The 18,819-nt window shown below is 59.9% G+C and carries 14 protein-coding genes; all 14 read right to left on the bottom strand.

Features of this window, described 5'->3' with window-relative positions; genetic code table 11:
• Window positions 1-4: 4 nt before the first annotated feature.
• The 14 genes from MTR72_RS21940 to tssA all read right to left on the bottom strand — a co-directional run bounded on the left by MTR72_RS21940 (window position 5) and on the right by tssA (window position 18,237).
• Window positions 5-850: a serine/threonine-protein kinase gene (locus tag MTR72_RS21940; protein ID WP_280970874.1), complete on the bottom strand. Its 846-nt coding sequence runs from the start codon at window positions 848-850 to the stop codon at window positions 5-7.
• A 328-nt stretch (window positions 851-1,178) separates the two neighbouring features.
• A complete protein-coding gene (gene tssM, locus MTR72_RS21935) occupies window positions 1,179-4,745 on the bottom strand; it encodes a type VI secretion system membrane subunit TssM (protein WP_280968720.1) in 3,567 nt (1,188 codons plus the stop codon).
• Window positions 4,746-4,752: 7 nt separating this feature from the next.
• Window positions 4,753-5,460: a type IVB secretion system protein IcmH/DotU gene (gene icmH, locus MTR72_RS21930; RefSeq protein ID WP_280968719.1), complete on the bottom strand. Its 708-nt coding sequence runs from the start codon at window positions 5,458-5,460 to the stop codon at window positions 4,753-4,755.
• 185 nt (window positions 5,461-5,645) lie between these two features.
• The gene (gene tssK, locus MTR72_RS21925; RefSeq protein ID WP_341510950.1) at window positions 5,646-6,986 is read right to left on the bottom strand and encodes a type VI secretion system baseplate subunit TssK; all 1,341 of its coding nucleotides are present in this window, start codon (window positions 6,984-6,986) and stop codon (window positions 5,646-5,648) included.
• Window positions 6,987-7,063: 77 nt separating this feature from the next.
• The gene (tssJ, locus tag MTR72_RS21920; protein ID WP_280968717.1) at window positions 7,064-7,573 is read right to left on the bottom strand and encodes a type VI secretion system lipoprotein TssJ; all 510 of its coding nucleotides are present in this window, start codon (window positions 7,571-7,573) and stop codon (window positions 7,064-7,066) included.
• Window positions 7,573-9,294, bottom strand: coding sequence for a type VI secretion system-associated FHA domain protein TagH (tagH, locus tag MTR72_RS21915; RefSeq protein WP_341510949.1), 1,722 nt, complete (start codon window positions 9,292-9,294; stop codon window positions 7,573-7,575). The genes tssJ and tagH overlap by 1 nt, the downstream gene beginning before the upstream one ends.
• Window positions 9,295-9,921: 627 nt before the next feature.
• On the bottom strand, window positions 9,922-10,095 hold the full coding sequence (locus MTR72_RS21910) for a hypothetical protein (protein WP_280968715.1): 174 nt from the start codon (window positions 10,093-10,095) through the stop codon (window positions 9,922-9,924).
• A gap of 412 nt (window positions 10,096-10,507) precedes the next feature.
• Entirely contained in the window at window positions 10,508-11,020 is a 513-nt protein-coding gene (locus tag MTR72_RS21905) for a papain-like cysteine protease family protein (protein WP_280968714.1), read from the bottom strand.
• 434 nt (window positions 11,021-11,454) lie between these two features.
• On the bottom strand, window positions 11,455-12,441 hold the full coding sequence (tssG, locus tag MTR72_RS21900; RefSeq protein WP_341510948.1) for a type VI secretion system baseplate subunit TssG: 987 nt from the start codon (window positions 12,439-12,441) through the stop codon (window positions 11,455-11,457).
• Window positions 12,405-14,153 carry a type VI secretion system baseplate subunit TssF gene (tssF, locus tag MTR72_RS21895; protein WP_341510947.1) on the bottom strand — a complete coding sequence of 583 codons (1,749 nt, stop codon included), beginning with the start codon at window positions 14,151-14,153 and terminating at the stop codon, window positions 12,405-12,407. The genes tssG and tssF overlap by 37 nt, the downstream gene beginning before the upstream one ends.
• Before the next feature lie 7 nt (window positions 14,154-14,160).
• Complete coding sequence (gene tssE / locus MTR72_RS21890) at window positions 14,161-14,556, bottom strand: type VI secretion system baseplate subunit TssE (protein ID WP_280968711.1); 396 nt, start codon at window positions 14,554-14,556, stop codon at window positions 14,161-14,163.
• A 12-nt stretch (window positions 14,557-14,568) separates the two neighbouring features.
• Window positions 14,569-16,053, bottom strand: coding sequence for a type VI secretion system contractile sheath large subunit (gene tssC / locus MTR72_RS21885; RefSeq protein ID WP_341510946.1), 1,485 nt, complete (start codon window positions 16,051-16,053; stop codon window positions 14,569-14,571).
• 34 nt (window positions 16,054-16,087) lie between these two features.
• Window positions 16,088-16,579, bottom strand: a complete 492-nt coding sequence (tssB, locus tag MTR72_RS21880; RefSeq protein WP_280968710.1) for a type VI secretion system contractile sheath small subunit — start codon at window positions 16,577-16,579, stop codon at window positions 16,088-16,090.
• A gap of 38 nt (window positions 16,580-16,617) precedes the next feature.
• Entirely contained in the window at window positions 16,618-18,237 is a 1,620-nt protein-coding gene (gene tssA / locus MTR72_RS21875) for a type VI secretion system protein TssA (protein WP_280968709.1), read from the bottom strand.
• Between the last annotated feature and the right edge of the window lie 582 nt (window positions 18,238-18,819).

Below are 18,819 nucleotides of genomic sequence, written 5' to 3'. Positions count from 1 at the left end.
ATTGCTAACCGCACCATCGATAGAACCAGCGCGGGCGGGCAAGACGCTGGACGAACTCACCGACGGTGTCGATCCGGTCACGGCGGTTGAGGGCAAGGCCCGAAGCGAGCACCCGCCACTGCGCCGACGAAATAGTCGGCGGCGGCGCCGGTGTGAGATTTGCGTTAAGTGCCTCGTCGGCTGGCCGCTCGGCATACGGGTGGTTGCCGGTCAGGGTCAGATAGGCGACCACCGCGAGAGAATAGACATCGTCGCTTTCTGCCCGTGACTTACCCATCAGCATCTCTGGCGACGCATAAGCCGGCGTCAATAGTCCAATGTCGTCGAGCAGAGCGGTGGCCCTGTCGCCTTGCGGCGGAAGGTCAAGCATGAGGGCTGTCCCAAAGTCCACAATTTTGATCTCGCCGGTCGAGGTCATGTATATGTTTCCCGGTTTGAGGTCACCATGGACGATCCCTAGACTATGCATGTGAACGAGGCCCTGCCCGGCGGCGCGTACGATCTGAAGGGACACGGAGGGCGAAAGCGCCCGTCCCTGACGATCCGCCAGGACCTGCGCCAGCGAGCGGCCCTTTAAGAACTCCATGACCAGGTAATGGTACTTGCCATCGTAGTCGGAATCGTAGATCCGCACCAAATTCCGGTGTACGCAATCGCGCAAAAGACGCGCCTCGCGGTGCAATAACTCGACTAATTTCTGGCGCATCTTCGCATGTGGTTGGATGACCTTCACTGCGACTTCTGGATTTTGCTCACGCGCCCACAGGCCGATCCGATCAATCGCACGATAGACGGTGCTGGTGCCGCCCTCGCTAATAATCTCTGCCAGGTCGAAGCGGCCGCCGAGCACGTATCCCAAGGGAGCCTCACTCACAGCACAGCCTCAAGTAGGCATTCTATGATCGCATTCATGTCGCTGGTCGCATGTTGCGCAAAAGCGCAAGGAAGGCCCCTGCCCGTCGGAACGTCCGACCGCCAATAATCCGTTGGACTCATGATACGGTGTTGCCGTTACGATCTAATCGGGGTCTGCCTGGAACGTGTCGCGTCGCTTACTCATCGCCACCAGGGGCGGCTACCAGCGTTGCGGCCGACCCCACCGCTCGCGCCAAGGTGCCGTCAGCGGCAAGTGCCCTCCTCCTCCCTAAAAGCCAAGAAGAACTCTCACGGCGCTCCTATCATAGGTGATCCGGACATCGGAACGAACGAAGGACACCCGAGCTGAACGGATTGCTTACACTTTCTGCCCGCAGTTCATAGGTCACGTCGGGCCGGTCAGGTCGACCGATCGTGATCGTGAAACGGTCGGGAGCGCCACGCGAGGTGGGCCGCGAAGCATCGATGAGACGGAACAGAGCCCAAGGGCCTGAGCGCTCAATCCTCTCCTCGGTTCCGTCCAGGGAAACAAGGGCGACGGAAGCCATGCTTGCATCGGTTCGACTCGGCCATTCAAGGTCGTAGGCTCGGGGCGCCTCGTGACGATAGACGATCTCCTTGCCATCCATGACAAAAGTCGCGCGCAGAAGTTTAGAGGCGAGATAGGCCGGTCTGATGCTGAACTTCACGGCTGGAGTGGAGCCCGAGCCGCTAAAAAAGGACTTGCGAATCTCTCGCGCGCGTTGAAATTGAGTCAGGGCATCGGCATGGATCGGCGCCGCCGCGCCGTCGATAGTTGCCGGCCCAAGGCCGGTTCTGACCTCGGTGACGAATGGCGACAGGTACTTCTGAAAAAAATCATCGAGAATGCCGCCGGGGCGAAAGAGATCGCTGAAGTCCTTTAAAGTTACGTCCTCGGTCGCGGTCGCAAACAATGGATAACGCTGGTAGATGCCAGCTTGGCAGATCGGCGCCACCTCCCGTGTCCAAACGGCATTGACATGACCGTGTGCCTGTCGAAGCAAGACGCTCCATGTCGAGAGCGCGATGTCGTTCATGATGGTACGGACCAGTTCGGGCCGTAGCGCCGAGTCAGCGCGCAAGGCGCCAAAGGCATCGTTGCTCGGATCCCTGACGCGTCGCTGAAAGAGCTGAAATGCAGCCTGGCCGGGATCGGGCGAGGTCGCGATATTGGCCATCGTTGCATACAGGCCGCCGAAAAGATCGCGGATGTGGTCCATGCTGGCCGCCTGTCCGGAGGCTCCGCCTATGCCCAGTTGAACCAGAGGCCGGAAGGCTTCGGTGATCCGTGTTCCCGGCCAGGGGGCGTCGCCGAATGCCGCCGAGAATACGGCGGCCGCTGTCTCCCTGGCCTTGACCGCGGTCTGCTCTCCGGGCGGCGGCAGGTTCGTATTGTCGCGTACGAGGGAAATGATCTGCTGCAGTGCGCTTTCCGGGCCGGCCAGCCCGCGCAGGATCGCCGAGGCACGCTGCATATCGTCGAATTTGACGACGCGAACGCTGCTCAGCGCGCTTGTCCAAATGCGAATGTAATCGGCAACATAGCGATCGACGACCTTGCGCACGAGCTGTTGTGTGTCCGCCACATCGAACGAGCTGCCAGCAAGCACCCAGTCGCCGCTTTGCTCGTCCTGGACGATGAGTGGAAGGTGCGGCAGCAGGAAATCGATCAAACCATCCCGTGTGAAGATGCCCGGGATGATCGCAGTGCCGCCCGAAGAAGGGAGCTCCTGCTGGCCAATTGTGGGGAAAACAGCCTGGGGCTTTATCTCCAGCTGGCCGGCTCCCAGCAGACTAACGAGGTCGATTGGCCGGAGCTGCGTGTTCTCAGCGGCTTCGCGCAAAAGCCGGGCGTAGACCTGCTCGACGAGAGGACGTTCCATCAGCCGCAAGCCTACCGCAATCACGAACTTCCGGTCGCTCGTGATGGGTCTCGGCAGCAACTCAATAAGACGTGAAAAATGCTCCTGCAGTTCGCCAGCTGATGTCGTCTCGAGCGCAAACGTAAGCGCCACTTCACTTCGCATAGCCTGTTCGATTTTGCCGCGATCGAAATGCCTCGGATCGCCCAGCATCAAATAGATGCGGAACATTTCCTTGGCCTGGTCCAGCAGAGTATCGTTGCCCGACCGCAATACCGTATCAATCCGAACGGCAAGCCTTCCAGCAAAAACCGGCAGCAGGCGGTCGACCAGAATCTGGTCATAGGTTCGTTGCGCAGCCGGCGCGAGCACCGGGGTCGCCGAAATCCCGAGGCCACCGAGCCATGCAACCCAAGTGTTCTCGCCGGCTGCCAGACGCAGCCGGCGCGCGGCGTTGAGGGTCGGCAGGAGCCTAGTCAGATCCAGCGGCTCGCGTGGTTCGTTCAGGCGCGCTTGCATTGTCTGTGCGGCCATTTTGGTTTCAGCGATGCGTGCTTCGCTGCGGGCGAAGGCGCCATACCACTGCGTCAGTGCGGCGACCGCCAGTATGACTGCCACGAGATAGCCGCCACAGTGCACCATCGCGAGCTTACGTTCGAGTTTGAGATTGCGGCCGACCAGTCCCTGCTCAGCGAAGATCACGTCGGTCAGCAACTTCTTGATGAAGAATGTTTTTCCTGGTCCGATGGACGGCGTGGGTGGGCTTGCGTGCAGACCGAAATTCCTCCTGATCGCACCGCTCATCCTCTCGATCGGCCCTCCTTCCTGGGCAGCGCTAGTCAAGTAGACCCCGCGCAGCATCGGTTGCACTTCGAATCGGCTCGGCCGGAAGACCTCGCTAACGAAGGCGCTGACCGCGGTCCCGATGCTCCACAATTCTTTCGGGAACATATACATCATTGCACGACGGTCATGATTGCGTTCGTCATGCATGCGGAACGCCAAGTTGCCCTCGAGCCGCTCGGCAAGTTGCTGAATCTCGAGGGTTACGGCGCCGTCGATCTGATCGCCTGGTCCCTCTAGAGGAAAGGTCCTGCCCCAGACCTGGGCACGACCATCAAGGTCGAGATCGTCGAAATACTCGGTGAAGCCAACTACCAGATCGCATTTGGTTACCAGAACATAGACCGGAATACGCATACTAAAGGTCTTGGCGAGCTCCTGTATCCGCGAACGAATCGACTGGACGAGCCTGCGCCGGTTGTCATCGCCCGATAAGAGATCGCGCAGGCTGATCGCAACCAAGATCCCGTTGATCGGTCGCCGGCGCCGATGCACGGTAAGAAGATCGAGAAAGCCATGCCAGGCCGCGCGATCGACCTCGGCATCCGTATCCTGTGTCGTATAACGGCTTGCCGTGTCGATAAACACTGCCTCTTCGGTAAACCACCAGTCGCAGTTTCGCGTGCCGCCGACACCGGCCACCGGATCGACGCCGAGCCGTTCGGCCAACGGAAACTCGAGCCCCGAGTTGCGCAGGATCGTTGTCTTTCCGGCCCCTGATGGTCCAATGATGATGTACCAGGGCAACTCGAACAGATAGCTCGGTCCGCGCTTGCCGGCGAACACCGTATCGCGCAGGACCTTCAGCGCGCCCTCGAAGCGTCCTCGGATGAGATCGATCTCCTCCTCGCCACGATTTTTGGAGGTCGTGACGAGGCCCTCGCTCGCCATCAATGACTTGATAACACGTCGGTTAGCACGGCGCGCCAGCCAGTAACGGACAAGGATGGTGACGACGACCGTCAGGGAGAGGCAGCCGATTGTGGCCGCGCGAACCGTCATCGAAACCAGCGGATGCTGATCGAACAGGTCAAGGTGGGGGCCGCCGAACCAGATCAACGCGTCGACCAGCAACAAGGTGACCAGCGTGATGATGCCTCGAACCGAAAAGAGGGCCGCGAATCGAGCGCCAAACACCTGCACCTCCCTTTTATCGTGGTCCAGACTGGCCGATCATGACGAGCAGTTGCTCAACGGGCGCGAGTTCGTCCGATAGGCGCCAATGAAAGACACCATAGCCGATCAGCCCAATGACGGCCGCAGCGGCGAAGATGATCCATAACGGTACGTAGCGACGCATCCGTGTACGTACTTTAACGCCGCGCCATCGGATCGATAGTTCGGCCGGTGGTTCGCTCGTATAGTCCCGCAACAGACGCCGAACGTCGGAACGCAGGTCTTCAAGCCGCTCGCGGCCTCCTTCCACCACGCGATATTTGCCCTCAAACCCCATCAACAAGCAGATGTTGATGAGCTTGAGCAAGGCGAGGTATTTAGCCGGCTTTGCCTGCACGCGTTCGAGTATCTGGAAAACCCTCTCGCCACCCCACGTCTCGTTATGGAACTGGTTAAGCAGGCTGTTGTCACTCCAGGCGCTCTCACTGCCCCAGCGCGTGGTCATCACCGCTTCGTCCAGCAACGCGCATATCACGTAACGGGCGGCTGTGACATCGCTGCCGCTCGCCTGATCTTTGGCCGCACGCACCTCGAAGCGGTGGATTTCCTCGACCATCTCACGTCGCAGCACGCTGATATCGGCGTTGTTGACGACGCGAAGCTGTGCGACGACCAAAAGGATCGGCGTCGCGGCCGCGACCAAGGCGTCCTCCATTGCCTTTGGCTCGAACAGGCCTTGCATGACCATCTCGGCATGGTTAGCTGGCCACACCTCGTCGGATTCAGATACAGGCGACGGCAGAGCGCCCGTCGGAAAGGTGATCTTCGGCGCAACGCAAGCGGAGGATTGCCCGACTTGAGTGTTACGGGTCGGACCGACTGGCCTGCGTCCGATGACTGTCGGTTCATCCATGTGTTTCGGGCCCGTCACGTACGTTGCCCACGGATGGCCCAGAACTCGAGATGGAGATCCGAGTAGTCACCGCTGACGTGGAACGCAAAGGCCGCCGAGCGCGGCAGGATCCGCCACAGCTCCACCGACTGGTCCAGCTCGAAATAGACGGCATTCTGGATGTAGGGCAACTCGCGCGGCGCCACGGCGAGCGCGTGAATCGGAACACCCGGGAGCTGAAGATTGACGAGATTGCGAATCTGCTCGACCGAGCCGACCTTCATCTGCGCCGGAAGCTGGTTGCGCAACGCCTCGCCCGGTACGCTTGCCACGGCGATGAGAACGAACCGAGAGTTCTGGAACAAGGTGCGATCGGTGATCAGGCCGGTTAGAATGCCGTAGCCTCGGTCCTGCAACGGAAGCGATATTGCGGCGCTTTCGATCACAACAGCCAGCAGCCCACGCAGAATATCAGCCAACGGCGTGAAGCAGCTTTCGAGGTCCTCATGCCGATAGGAAGGCACCTCTTGCGGCTTCCGGCGGTCGCCAACGAAGCTCGATAGCTGTCCGGTAAGGCTCAGCAATGCGCGGAAGAGGGTTTCAGGATGATGCCCACGTGTTGCTGCGAAGTGGTCGAATACGGCTTCTGCGCCATTAACGATCGATAAAGTGACAAGATCAATCAGTCCGGCTCCGTCCGCCGTCGCGCGCGAGGGATCCGCGCGCGCAGCAAGCGCCTCTGCGCGTGTCCGCAGCAGCGACCTGACCTCGTTCAACAGCGCGACCAGCGACTTGGCTGCGTGGATGTCGATGGCAGGCGGAACGTAGGTGTCGGATAACGTAATCGCGCGAGCCGGATCGATATCACGGATGCGACAGATAGGCAGCGCGATCAGATCACCCTGCTCCTCGCCGTCAAAGATAAGATGTGTTGATAGCGACGCAACCTTGATATCGACCGGAGCCTTTTCAGGCGCGCTCGCTTTGCGGATCTGCAAGACTTCCTGATCGTAGCGGTGCGCGAGTGCATTCCCGGAACAGACGTCGCTGCCGGCCTGCCGGCGCGTACCCACCGCGATCTTGACCAGCAGATCTTTCGCAGCCGGTGGAGGGATTCGTCCGGTCGGAAGGCGGACATGCTCCGGCGCATGAAGGGCCGTGCCGTCGGGCATAATGGCTTCAAGTTCGGTAAGTGCGACTTGGCCAAGCGCCAGAAGATTACGATCAAAGGCAATTTTTCGAATGCCCCAGCCGTAGCCGAGCAGACCAGCAACGCGGTTTTCGACTAGTTGTTCGACCCAGCGGTCATATTGCTGAAAGTGCTGCGGCCGCACCAACATGCCTTCGGACCAGATCGGTTTGCTTGTCGCAGACACCAGTTCAGTCGCCTCTTCGCTGACTTTCCAAAAGGTGCATGTGCCCCCGGCGGCTGCTAGTGGTCACGACGAACCGGTCATAGGATTTTCCACCAGTTTCGGCTGGCTTCGTGCTCAATGCTGACAGCTTCAGCAGTCAATTTTACCGAGATTCTGTTGTCACGATCGGGCTTGATTTCGGCAGTTGAGCGCCATTGGGCATCGTTGCCCGTGCGGAAGCCCGCGATCACGCCGATATTTCGGGTCTCGATCGGCGTATCGCGCTCGAAGTCCATCTTATCGCCAGGCGCCAGCTCGACTTCGCGCTTGGCCACCAGATCCGGCCCAAGTCGTTTGGTGTCATCGTCGAACAGCTCGAAAAACTGCGCCTGGGTGAAGGTGGTCGTCGACTTCAGTTCATAAATGCGGACGACGACCGGCGACGGCTTGCCGTGCGCGTTCGGATTGACGAATTCATCGGCCTCGATCACGAACTTTATCGGCGTCGTCTTGGCGGTCTTGTCAGTCGAACAATTGGTGGCTGCAGCGGCCATCAGCAACGCACCGCCAACCACGGACAACCGATGGGCTGTATTCGGCGGCGCCATTAGGCCGTCTTCCCTTCATTGCGGCCAGATTCTGAGCGTCGCGTTTCGTAGCTTCGAGCAAACTCTTCTGCGACAAAGGAGCGAGCGGTTCGATCAATGTCATTGACCATCGATGCGTGCAGTTCCACAAATCTGTCCCACAACTTGGCCTTATTGATGCGAGCGCCGAAAAGCCCGCTGATTGCACCGTCGCTCTCGATACGCTGGGGGCTCATGTGCGTGAGCACATTGCTGACCGCGCCTCTCATTGCCGCCATTGCCGCGACCTCATGGGCCTTGATGTCATCGAAGCCTGCGCGCACCGACCGGGAGAGCAACCGGAATCCGTGATCCTTTGCGAGCGCCTCGCGGAGGACGTGACTGCTGTTGGTGAACTGTACTGCGTTGTCATTCCCGGCGCGTGTCTGCGTGGGCCTGATTTGGCACTCATTCTTGAGCATAGCCCACGCCGCCAGTATCGAATGCAGCCCGTTCGTCATCTCGGCGACCGCATGGCCGAGTTCGGCAAAAAACTCTCGACGCTGTGCTGGCGGCACAAGATCCGGATTGAAACCAAGCGCATCCCAGAACGCCTGCAATTCGTCTGTGTCGGAAGGAGGGTTCGTAGGCAACAGCGGAGCACCGCTCCTTGTCGAGCTTCTTGTCTCAGGAGTGCCGACCACGCGCGGCGGAGCAGTTTCCTTTAGTCTCAGCAGCAGCCGATCGAGCTCCCGCTCATCGGGCGGCGGCGTCCTTGAACCAGAATTCGGCAATTTCCCGAAGTGATTCGTCGGAGAAGAGGCGGTCGGCTTAGGCGCGATCCGGAGCTCGTTCCGCTCATTGAGGCGCGCTTTTGTTCGCTGCGATGACACCGACGGCGTGCAGCACGAGACCGGCCCCGGCAATAGATCGCCAAGATCGAGATCCTCAGGGATGATTGGCGCAGGGTGGCCATTCGGCAGTACATTCCTGCCATTGAAAGGGGCAGAGGGCAGCGGTTGGGATGGCTTGACAAATGGCGTGTCGACCGATGACAACAGAATTGATCCGACATTTCCCGATTGCGCGTGCGAGGATGGCCTCTGGGTCGTGGTAGCGCTCGACGGTCGCCGAGGAAGATCCGCCAGTGTCGGATCCACAGCCTCGATGTCGCTGCTGAGCGGCTTGCCTCCAGGCAAGGATGGCGGATGAGGTGCCTGCGGCTCGCATTGTGCCGCTGAATAGAAGATCTGGCGCGGGCCGGTCACTCTTGAGGGTTCGGGCGGAAGATACGCATCGTTTACCGACGGTCCGGCAGTCGGAACGGCTGCAGTTGCGGACTTTTGGGTGAATGCAGGAGACGGCAACGTCGGCGTTGTACGGCCGACACGCACCGCTTTCGACCCCGTCAAGCCTAGCAGTTGACGTTCCTCGACAGGATCGTCCTCGATCATTACCGAGAGGATGTAATGCGCCAAGTATAGCGTATCGCCATCAGCTAGCGGCGTGGTATTGCCGCGTCCCAGCGGTGCGTCCACCGTGTTGATGTACACACCATTGGTGCTTGTATCGGTAATCGTGAAACCGATGCCATTGAATGCGATCAACGCGTGGTGTCCTGACAGCGTGTTGGTTGGATCTGGAAGCCGCCAGTAGCAACCGCGCCCGCGACCGATGGAGCCCCCTTCCGGTCCAAACGCCTGCCTTGCGTTGCGGCCCAAGGGCTCGGCGTTCTCCCCGAGGACTCCGAGTGTGAGATGCATCCTGCACCTTCAGGCTTGCTCGCCGGCGCACGTGGTCATCCGAGACCCCCCATTGGAATTGCCGTGGCGGCAGCATGCTTTCTACTGACCAGCATTGTTGCTGGGCCGATCGATTGTCTCATGCGCCGGTTGCGCAAGGCGAAAAGGAAGGTCTCTTCGTGCGCTTAGCTGCACCGGACGTCGCGCGGGGCTTTCTCTCTCAGAAACAAGGCATGCGAACGCAAGCAAAGAAGCGCGGTAGTCTTACGCATCTACGTGCACTCCGCCAATTAATGTTGCCAGATTTCGGTAGCAACGGTCGTGCCAATGGCGCCCCAATCTAAGCCACTGATTGGACGTAAGATTCTTTGGTCCGGCGAATGACGCCGCTGTTCTCAAACTGACAGAGGCTCGTGCAGCCGTCAGACACCGGACAAGGTGACCCCCTCAGGCAACTTTTTTGACTACAACCGGCCCAATGTCATCTCGCTATCCTTGACCAAACGGACAGCGGCAGCTTGTCGAGCCAATATGGCGTCGACTTGGGACCCCGGAGATGCGTCGCTGCTTACGGCAGGCAGTGTATTCGACGACCCGGCAGTGCTTGCGTCTTGAAACGAGCGGGCAGAAGTCCGTTATCCCGGCAAGTTATTGCGGACGCGATGCCGCACCGAATTCTACCCCGGACCTCGCATATTGGAGTTCGATATTGACGGCATCGACATAGGCGACTTTTTTTACCGCGGGCAGATTTAGTTTGTTGCTATCCAGAAAGAATGCAGATGCGGTGCGAGTGTAGAGCCCGGTCGGCTTCTGCTTCACGAGGTTCGCATTCTCGTCCTCTTTCACGGCGAGGCAAAGCCGCTTTAGGACGGCAAGGTCTAGGCGTCGCGGAGTGCACGACGCCGCGATATAGGGAACGGCGCCGAACGCAGAAAAGTGGCGCGGAGGGCTGAAAAGATCGCGCGCACGTGTTGAGCGAGGCCTTGGCTGTCTCGCCGGGCGTCACGGCCAAGCAACCAAGCCATCACACGCACAGCAACCGGCTTGCCGACAATCCTATGCGATGAAGGGAGGCAAAAGCAGCGCGCTTTCACGCCATGCCCGGCCAACCACTCGCGCCCTCGGCGGCGGCTTCTGGCCTTACATGTCGCCGATCGGATACGAAAGCAGGAGGAGGTGTCTTCGCTCGGGCGTTCGCAGTCGGAAGGCCTTGCGGTCCAGAAGGGGGATTTCACAGCCAGTCGCGATTCTTGACAAAAAGGTCGTCGAACAAGAGACCATCGAAGTAGATCACTCCACGCGCTGGATAAGACGGATCATTGTAGCACAACATGTCTTCTATCAGACCAGTCAGCACTATTATATGCCCGTCCCATGGTGGTTCGTTCCCAGAGATTGACGGCAGACGCAGCGCAGCCCAGATTGGCCCTCGTGCGATCAACGTTTCTTCAATAAAATCACGCGTTAATCCGTCATCTGGCTGCTTGAGCCTCTCTAATCCTTCGGTGCGCGCCAACCAGTCAAACTGGTAGCCGTTGATGCCTATGTCGGCCCGCCAAACAGAAGGTAGACCCAACCGAGGGCCTGGGCGAAAGTAGTACGACAGCATACAAGCGCAAGCATACCAACAATTGTGGTTCCCATGCGGTCGTACATTTCCGGCATAGTCTCGTCGCATGTTTAATTGGCCGTCATAGCCATGTTGTTGGCCGACAAGCGGGACATCCAGCTTTACGTTTAGCACCCTACTGCTCCCCCAATTTTACCAGCGAGCTGGGCAAATAGCGTGCCGAACGGCATTAGCGCCAACCGCCGGTGGCCATGCCTACTCACATACTTGGCGCGAACGAGATGGCTCTCATGTGCCCGGCGGGCGCGCACCGGCTCGTGGCTCGGATCGATGCGCAACATGATCTTCGCGACCTCGCGCCAGTCCGCGCTCTCTGCATCCGCATCCAAGGGGCGCATGCAAGTGACGGCGTGCTACCGGTCGTAAGGACTCGACTCGGTGCACTGGCATAGCAGTCTCTCGGTCATGGAAGCCATTGGACCGCAGCCAGCACGCTATGGCAACGTCTAGCCACGTTGACTGCGACTCCGGCCCGTGATCCGTGACGGCGATGATGGTCCAGTATCCCGTCATCGCGAGTGATCTTCACCCGAACAACTCGAAAACGTTCACAATAGAACAAGGCTTCCGGTTCCATTGGGCGGGTCGATCCATGTCGTCCAGCCTAATTCTCCTTCGCCCAGAGTCCATTCTGGCGTCTGCCCGAGCGCTAATTCTAGCTGGAGATCCCATGCCAAGGGCTCGCGCAGAATAACGTTGACGAGACGGCAAACGATGGCATGGCTCTCGCAACCAGGCAGCAGCGACCGAAACTGCTGCTGGTTGAGCGGGCCGAGGCAAAGCCGGAATTTGCCTACGATGTCCGGCATGGTTTCACCGGCAAGGGTATCGACACCGAGCTCAAGACCAGCCCGGCCAAGGTGCCACTGCGCCTGCCGTGGAATGTCGATCTCGCGCCAGATGAATTCCTCGACCCGCGCTGAAATGTTCAGATGGCTGGAAATCAAGCCGGCCACAAGCTTGGCGGACCGGCTGCACAACGCAAGGACGCCGGCATGCGGCAGCAGCCGCGCCCGCCATTCCCGTTCGTCTGCGGTGCCTTCCCGGGGCACGAGTCCAAAGAGCGTGCCAATCAGCACCGAGATCGCGTCGGTTGCGCCCTCCTCGAACCGCAAATGGTGACGGTAATACCGCCAGATCCGCAACAGCAGGCTGATCAGACGGTGATTGAAAAAATCAAAAAAATCGCGGAGCGATCCCATGCGCTCTGCATGCATGACCCGTTCGGCGTAGAAGGGCGGCAGCGGCGAGGAGGGACCATGCAGCCCGAGGAAATTGACGTTGACCTCCACGCGCTCGGTGCCGGCCTTGACCTGTCTGACTTCCGCAATCTCTTCGGCAGGAAAGCCAAGCGTCGGCGCCGCGCGGAAGCGCACTGCCTCCCGCGCGGGATCATCGGTGGAGCCGATCGGGGGAGCGGCGCTGAAGCGCCGCTCGAGATGCGCAACGAGCGAGAAGAACCCGAATGCCGAAAGCTCATCGCGTTCGTCGGGCGCGGTCAGAGTGCCGTGATCGATCCGCTTCTCGCTGGCCATAGGTAGTGTGCGTTGCTTTCCGTGCCACGAACCGAAAACCGGTGCAGCATATTGATGCCGGCAAACGTCGCGAAAAAGGCGTCGAGTACCGCTCCCAACAGGAACAATTCGCTCTCGCCACCGATCTTGCTGTCGATCACGGCTAGTTCGATATTTCGCATTCGGACCGGAGCGCCGCGCACCACGTGATCGGTGTCCGTGGTCGCGAACTGATCTAGGCCTTCGAGCAACAACTCCAGGCGGCGACGCGCCTGAACGTCATAGACTGCACGGAACTCGTAGCTGGCAAGCACGGTCCGCAACGTACCTATGTTGGCCACCACGCCGTAGTTGCGCGCCAGATTGGCCGTCAACCGCCGCAATAAGCCATCACTGACCGGTGGGGGCACCTCTGCAACGACCGCTGTGATATTGGAGAAGGTCACGGAGCGAGGCGTGTCAGAGGTCGGCAGATCCACGCTACCGACAGGCAACCGGTCGGCAATGGGTCCGTTCGAGCAGGTCAATTGCAGGGATGCGACGTCGATCGGCGGATGTTGGCCGATGTCGAGCCGGTCAACGAAAGTCACGTAGTGATCGACGCTCCGGCCGACCACCGCAGGCTGGATACGCTCGCGAAAGTAGGCGCGGTTGCGCTCGGCGCCCGGCAGATCGTGGCGCAACAGGTCGAATGGCTCGAACTCGATGCGTTCGGGACGGCCTTGCAAATAGCCGGTCACACCATCGACGGACCGGATCGAAAAGTTCGGCCCTCCCGAGGCAAGTACGCGGTATTCGGTCTTGGTCCGATTTAGCCGAATTGGCGAGGCCTCATGGCTGAAGACATTGATTGCCGGCGTGCAGTTCAAGCAAATCTGGCCTTTGCCGACGCGCAACCGGGCCGGGAACGGGCGCCGAAACTCGAAGGTGAGGCTGCACTCAGTCTCCGTGTGGGCTGCGAGCGGCTCGAGGCCAGACAATTCGACGTAGAGAAATTTCGAAGGATAACAGAGATACTCCTGAATGATCCGGAATCCTGAGAAGGCGTTGCGCGGCCAGGGCAAAACCGCCTCGTCATCACGGAAGCCGACTGGCGCGATCTGTGCTGAGCCGATTGCGGCCACCTGTCGATCGGCCACCGTAACAGTCCCCGCCGAGGCGTGACGGCACAGCCAAGCCAACAGGCAGCGCCCCACTTGCGGCTCCCGCTCGGTCGAGAAGAAGAGGCGAAGCCGACCATTCTTAAGACATGACAGGTTTTGCTGACCGGTTGCTTTGATACGCAGGATTAGCCGGGCCGCGCTCGTCCGGTTCTCCAGCTGAACGTCATTGATCTTCAGCGGCAGCACCTCGATTGCGTAGCAGGTGACGAACGTGCAGTTCGTTCCGTCGATCGGCCGCGAGCGAACGCTGGTCCCGGCCGGCAGGTTCAGGCTCGCGGCGCTCGCCGATGATTTCAAGGCAAAAGACAGGGTCGTGATGGGCGGCAGAGCTTGAAGATATTGCGGCCACACCATCCGCAACAGGCCGTGGACGAATTCGGGAAATTCGTCGTCGAGCTTTTGGCGCAGCCGCGCGACAAGGAAGGCGAATCCTTCGAGCAACCGCTCGACGTCGGGATCGGTGGCATCCTGCCCGAGAAATGGCGCAAGCTTCGGATTGGCCAACGCGAAGTCGGCGCCGAGCTCGCGCAAATAGGAGAGTTCGTCTTCGTAATAGGGATTAAGGGCCACCGCCGCCTCAGCCCCTTATCCGAACGTGCTTATCGCAGATCGCATCGAAGGAAATTGGCTCCATCTGGTCGTCATAATCGAGCGTCGCGTTGACGTGAAAGCTCAGCTGCAGCGGGTTGTCGGGATCGGCATGAAAGCGGATCGAAACATTCTTCAAGCGGGGCTCAAATGTCTCGATCTGCTGCTTGAGCGAACGGGCGAGCGAGCGTACTGCGTCGGCTCCCTGCCCGACCGTCTCGTTAAGGTCGGGCATGCCGAGGTCCGGCCGTGTTTCGCAGCAGCCCTGGCGTGAGTTTAGAACCCGACGTAGGTTGTCCAGAACGCTTGCCCGGAAGCGTTCGAATGACACCCGATGGGTCGCCGACCCGTCCTCCAAGCGCTCCATAAGGCTGCGGTCGAACATCGCCTGTCACCTTCAGTGCTTGTCGAGCCTACCCTTGAGCGTCAAAGCAAAGTCTGCACCCATGTACTTCAAATGTGGAACGACAGCGATGCCGACGCGATACCAGCCCGGCTCACCTTCGACGTCCTCGACGATGATCTCCGCCTTTCGCAAAGGCCGCCGCGAGCGCACCTCTGCCGACGGATTCTCTTGATCGGCGACATACTGATGAATCCAGTTGTTCAGCTCGCCTTGCAGCTCTTGGCTGCTCTTCCAGGAGCCGATGTTCTCGCGTTGCAGCACTTTGATGTAGTGGGCGAAACGATTGATGATGAACATATAGGGCAGCTGGCTGCCGAGCTTGTAGTTGAGCTCGGCCACCTTACCTTCCTGGCTGTTCCCGAAATATTTCGGTTTCTGCGCGGAATTGGCCGAGAAGAAAGCGGCATTGTCAGCTCCCTTGCGCATGGTCAGCGCGATGAAGCCCTGCTCGGCTAGTTCGAACTCGCGCCGGTCCGAGATGAGCACCTCAGTCGGGACCTTGGTCTGCAATTGTCCCATTGCCTCATAGGTATGCAGATTGAGATCCTCAACCGCGCCGCCAGACTGGGGGCCGATGATGTTCGGGCACCAGCGATACTTGGCGAAGCTTTCGGCTAAGCGCGTCGCAAAGGCAAAGGCAGCGTTGCCCCAGAGGTAGTTGTCGGTTTCGCCGTCCGAGGCCTCCTGGTAATTAAAGTCCTTCACGGGAACCGTCTCTGGACCATAGGGCAAGCGCAGCAGGAAGCGCGGCAGCGTCAGGCCGAAATAACGAGCGTCATCGCTTTCGCGGAACGAGTTCCACTTGGCATATTTTGGTCCCTCGAACACCGATTGCAGGTCCTTCAGACCCGCGATCTCCTCGTAACGTTCGACGCCGAACATGTCCGGTGCAGCAGAAGCTATGACTGGTGCATGCGACATGGCGGCCACCGCGCTCATGTACCGCATCAGCTTAACATCCTGGCTGCCACTGCCAAACTCGTAGGCCGATATCATGGCCGCGACGGGCTGGCCGCCGAACTGGCCATATTCTGCGGTGTAGACGTGCTTGTACAGGCCCGACTTGACGATCTCCGGGCTGTCCTCGAAGTCGGTGAGCAATTCGTCCTTGCTGACGCTAAGGATTTCTATCTTGATGTTCTGACGGAAATCGGTGCGGTCGACCATGAACTTAAGCCCGCGCCAAGCCGACTCGAGCCGTTGGAACTGGTCTGTGTGCAGCACGTCGTCGAGCTGAGTCGAGATTTTGCGATCGATCTCCGCGATCATCTGATCGACGAGCGCATTGTTGACCTGCTCGTCGGCCCGGTTCGGTTTGATGAGCTCGGCGACGAAAGCTGCGACGCCCCGGCGGGCGAGGTCGTAACCCTCGTCGCGCGGGGTCATCCTGGTTTGGACGAGGACCTGATCCAGCAACGAAAGGTCAGTGGTCGGGGTGGCGACTTCGGCCGGCTGCTGCGCACTTGTGTCGGTCATAGCGCTCGCCCCTCAAGGAATCTCGCTGATCTGCTCACTCGCTCTTGCCGGTGAGCTCGCTCAGGAGCCGCGGCCGCGCGCCGTGGTCTTCGAGCAGATTCTGGATGGCCTTGCGGAAACCCGGCACGTTGCCGAGCGGGCTCTTCAGAGCGATCAGGGCCGCGCGTAGTTCGGTCAAAGCGCGCAGTTCGGGGATTTGCTGCACGATACGCTCGGGTTCGAAGTCCTTGAGGCTCTGAAACTGCAGCGACACCGACAGCTTGCCAGCCTCAGGCTGATCGTCGAGCTTATTCTCGGCGGAGATATGAAGAGTCAGTTCCTGGCTTTTGACAACCTCGTTAAAATTGTCCTTGTCGATATTGACGAGCTCGCGCTGTTCAATCGGTCGGTCATCGGCCTGTCCGGTGAAGTCGCCCAGAACCAGCAATTTGAGCGGCAGCTCAACATCCTCCTTGAGGTTGCCGGCTGCCGGCCTGAAGCGGATATTGATGCGCTCCTTTGGAGCAACCGAGCTTTCCTGTGCCATATCAGCTCCTGTTTAAGACTCTGCCCTGATAAAGTCAGCTAGCGGCCAAGCTGGCTCTCCCGTGCGATATCGATGCCAGCGACCCTCTTTCGGATTTGCTCGAGCACGGCGCAACGGCGCGGCTCATCAATCAATTGCTGAGAGTCGGAATGAGTCATCGCGCGAAAGCGCAATTCGGCGACGTCGAGCGCAAGCCGAGGCTCCCAGCGTTCGAGATTGCGCTCGGCGATCACCTCTTCCATGTGCTCGAGCAGCGGGACGGCGGTCGTCACGAAGCCGGTTTCGATGCAGAAACGTGCTTGCGCAAGCTGGCCCACGAACCGCGCTCGTTCTCCGCTCGCGCCATCCAGCGCACGTGACAGCTTCTCGAGGGCAGCCTGAGGGTGCCCATCGCCAATCAGCTTATGTGCCTCAACAACCGCTTCGTCGGCAGGATCACGGCCCGGCGACACGTCCGCACCACCGACGGCGGCCCACGCGCGCGTTTCCTCATCCGCGAACGCCCGTCCGTCATTGAACTGAAACGTCAAGATCCGCGGATAGCGTGTGACCAGCAGGGCTAGGCTTGCGCGCACTGCCGCGGCCGCCGGCTCAAAGAGCGGCCCCATTTGCTCCAATGCTTTCGCAGCATGCCGGTGAACGTCGAGCCAGAACGGTGACATCCAGACGATCTCTTCGGCCAAATTCAAGACATCGGCGTGCTGACCGGCCGTTATTTTGGTTTCCAACGCTGCGATATTGTCCGCAGGCGCAAATATCGTTGTGCGGCCGCCCGTATCCGGCGGCAGGGCGTCAAAGCGCATCCAGGAGCCGACACGATTGAGCAGATAGACCGTCGGGTCTGTGGGGGACGTAACGCGCCGGGCGGCCGAAGCTAGACGCAGCATATCAGGCAAGCCGGCCCAGTCGCCATCGGCGCCAGCCGGTCGTGCCACCTCAACCGGCGGAGGGGATTCCGCCGGGGCGACGCCGGCCTCCTCGACAGCTCGGGCCGCCTCCGCCGCACGTTCCGGGGGCACGGCGCTTGCGCGCTTGGCTTTTTCGTAGTGCGGCCGCAGAGCCCTCAACAACTCGCCCAAAGAGGCTTGCTCATTGACCAGCTTGTCGCGCAGCTGGCGGTCGAGATCGTCAAGCGCCTCATAGGCGGCGAGCACTGCCGGATATTCAGTTTCGATCGGCACATTCTCGGCCACCTCCGGCCCAACGCGACCAACGAGCCAATCGATTGCTCCGACCCGCGCCCGTTCCCGCTTGATCGGCGGAAAGAGCCCCTCCCAATGCGCATCCACCGTGCCGCGCAAAATGCCTAGGCCGACCGCAAGGCCCTGGTATCCTCCGGTCCGGAACAGACCATAGGTGGCCCAACAGACAACCAAAAGGTCCTTTGACTGGTTCGACAGGATATGGAGCGACAGCGTGCTGACTTTGCTCCAATCAACCGCGGTCGGTCCGTCGGCGTCCATGCGCCGGACCTCGGTTTCGAGCTGTTCAAATTCGGCCGCACCACGGACATCGATGCCGGCGGGCACGGGGCCCGGCACAGGCGCGGCACCGTGCTGCGCACGCGCATCGATGTCGTCTCGAACCGCCGCCCAGTGATCAATCACCGTGATAAAACCATACGCGAACACGCATTGCGACGGATCGCGGAAAGTCAACGTCGTACCCGCCGCATACAATAAGCCGAGAGGCGACACCCTTGTAAGCCATCACTACCGTCCTTGCGCAAGCGCTACTGGATGACGTCCGCCTTCCGCCTTCACCTCCTTCAAGCCCTATGCCAATTGCAATGGCTTGATTAGTAAAAGCGATTTTCTCAATCGGCGTCACGGCCCCGACAGCATGTTGCAAACCCGACATCAGAGGTGGTGGCTGTCGGCTCAGTCATTGGCCCGAAGGAGCCTTTGGCTCAGGCAAACTGCGCCGCGCGCGCCCGCGTCGGGACACTTTGACAGAAGATGAGGCGAGGATTTTCAACTCGGTACGTCGATGGATCGTCGTTGGAACATCTCATGTCGTACACGACTTTGAGATCACAACAACATCGGCTTGCGCATCACCGACAGGAGGACCCGTAGACGGCGGCGCTGGCGGCTCCCACAAACCGTGCGATCTCGGATTGCCGTGCATCGGACGAACTCGTCATCAATGACATCGACCTACACATGATTGAGCTGTCACAGAATCAACTGCAAGATTGTACGCGCGGTCTTACGCGTTATTGGGTCGCTGGACGCAAT

Origin of the sequence: Bradyrhizobium sp. ISRA442 (genome assembly GCF_038085055.1) — a bacterium.
Taxonomy (GTDB): domain Bacteria; phylum Pseudomonadota; class Alphaproteobacteria; order Rhizobiales; family Xanthobacteraceae; genus Bradyrhizobium.
The sequence above is the reverse complement of the archived record's forward strand: the minus strand, read 5'-3'. Positions and strand labels throughout refer to the sequence as shown.

What these genes read in the sequence shown, in the direction of transcription:
- tssB (WP_280968710.1), bottom strand. Translation starts at nt 16,579, where the DNA reads ATGGCACAGGAAAGCTCGGTTGCTCCAAAGGAGCGCATCAATATCCGC.
- tssC (WP_341510946.1), bottom strand. Translation starts at nt 16,053, where the DNA reads ATGACCGACACAAGTGCGCAGCAGCCGGCCGAAGTCGCCACCCCGACC.
- tssJ (WP_280968717.1), bottom strand. Translation starts at nt 7,573, where the DNA reads ATGGCGCCGCCGAATACAGCCCATCGGTTGTCCGTGGTTGGCGGTGCG.
- tagH (WP_341510949.1), bottom strand. Translation starts at nt 9,294, where the DNA reads ATGCATCTCACACTCGGAGTCCTCGGGGAGAACGCCGAGCCCTTGGGC.
- icmH (WP_280968719.1), bottom strand. Translation starts at nt 5,460, where the DNA reads ATGCAAGGCCTGTTCGAGCCAAAGGCAATGGAGGACGCCTTGGTCGCG.
- tssG (WP_341510948.1), bottom strand. Translation starts at nt 12,441, where the DNA reads ATGGCCAGCGAGAAGCGGATCGATCACGGCACTCTGACCGCGCCCGAC.
- tssE (WP_280968711.1), bottom strand. Translation starts at nt 14,556, where the DNA reads ATGTTCGACCGCAGCCTTATGGAGCGCTTGGAGGACGGGTCGGCGACC.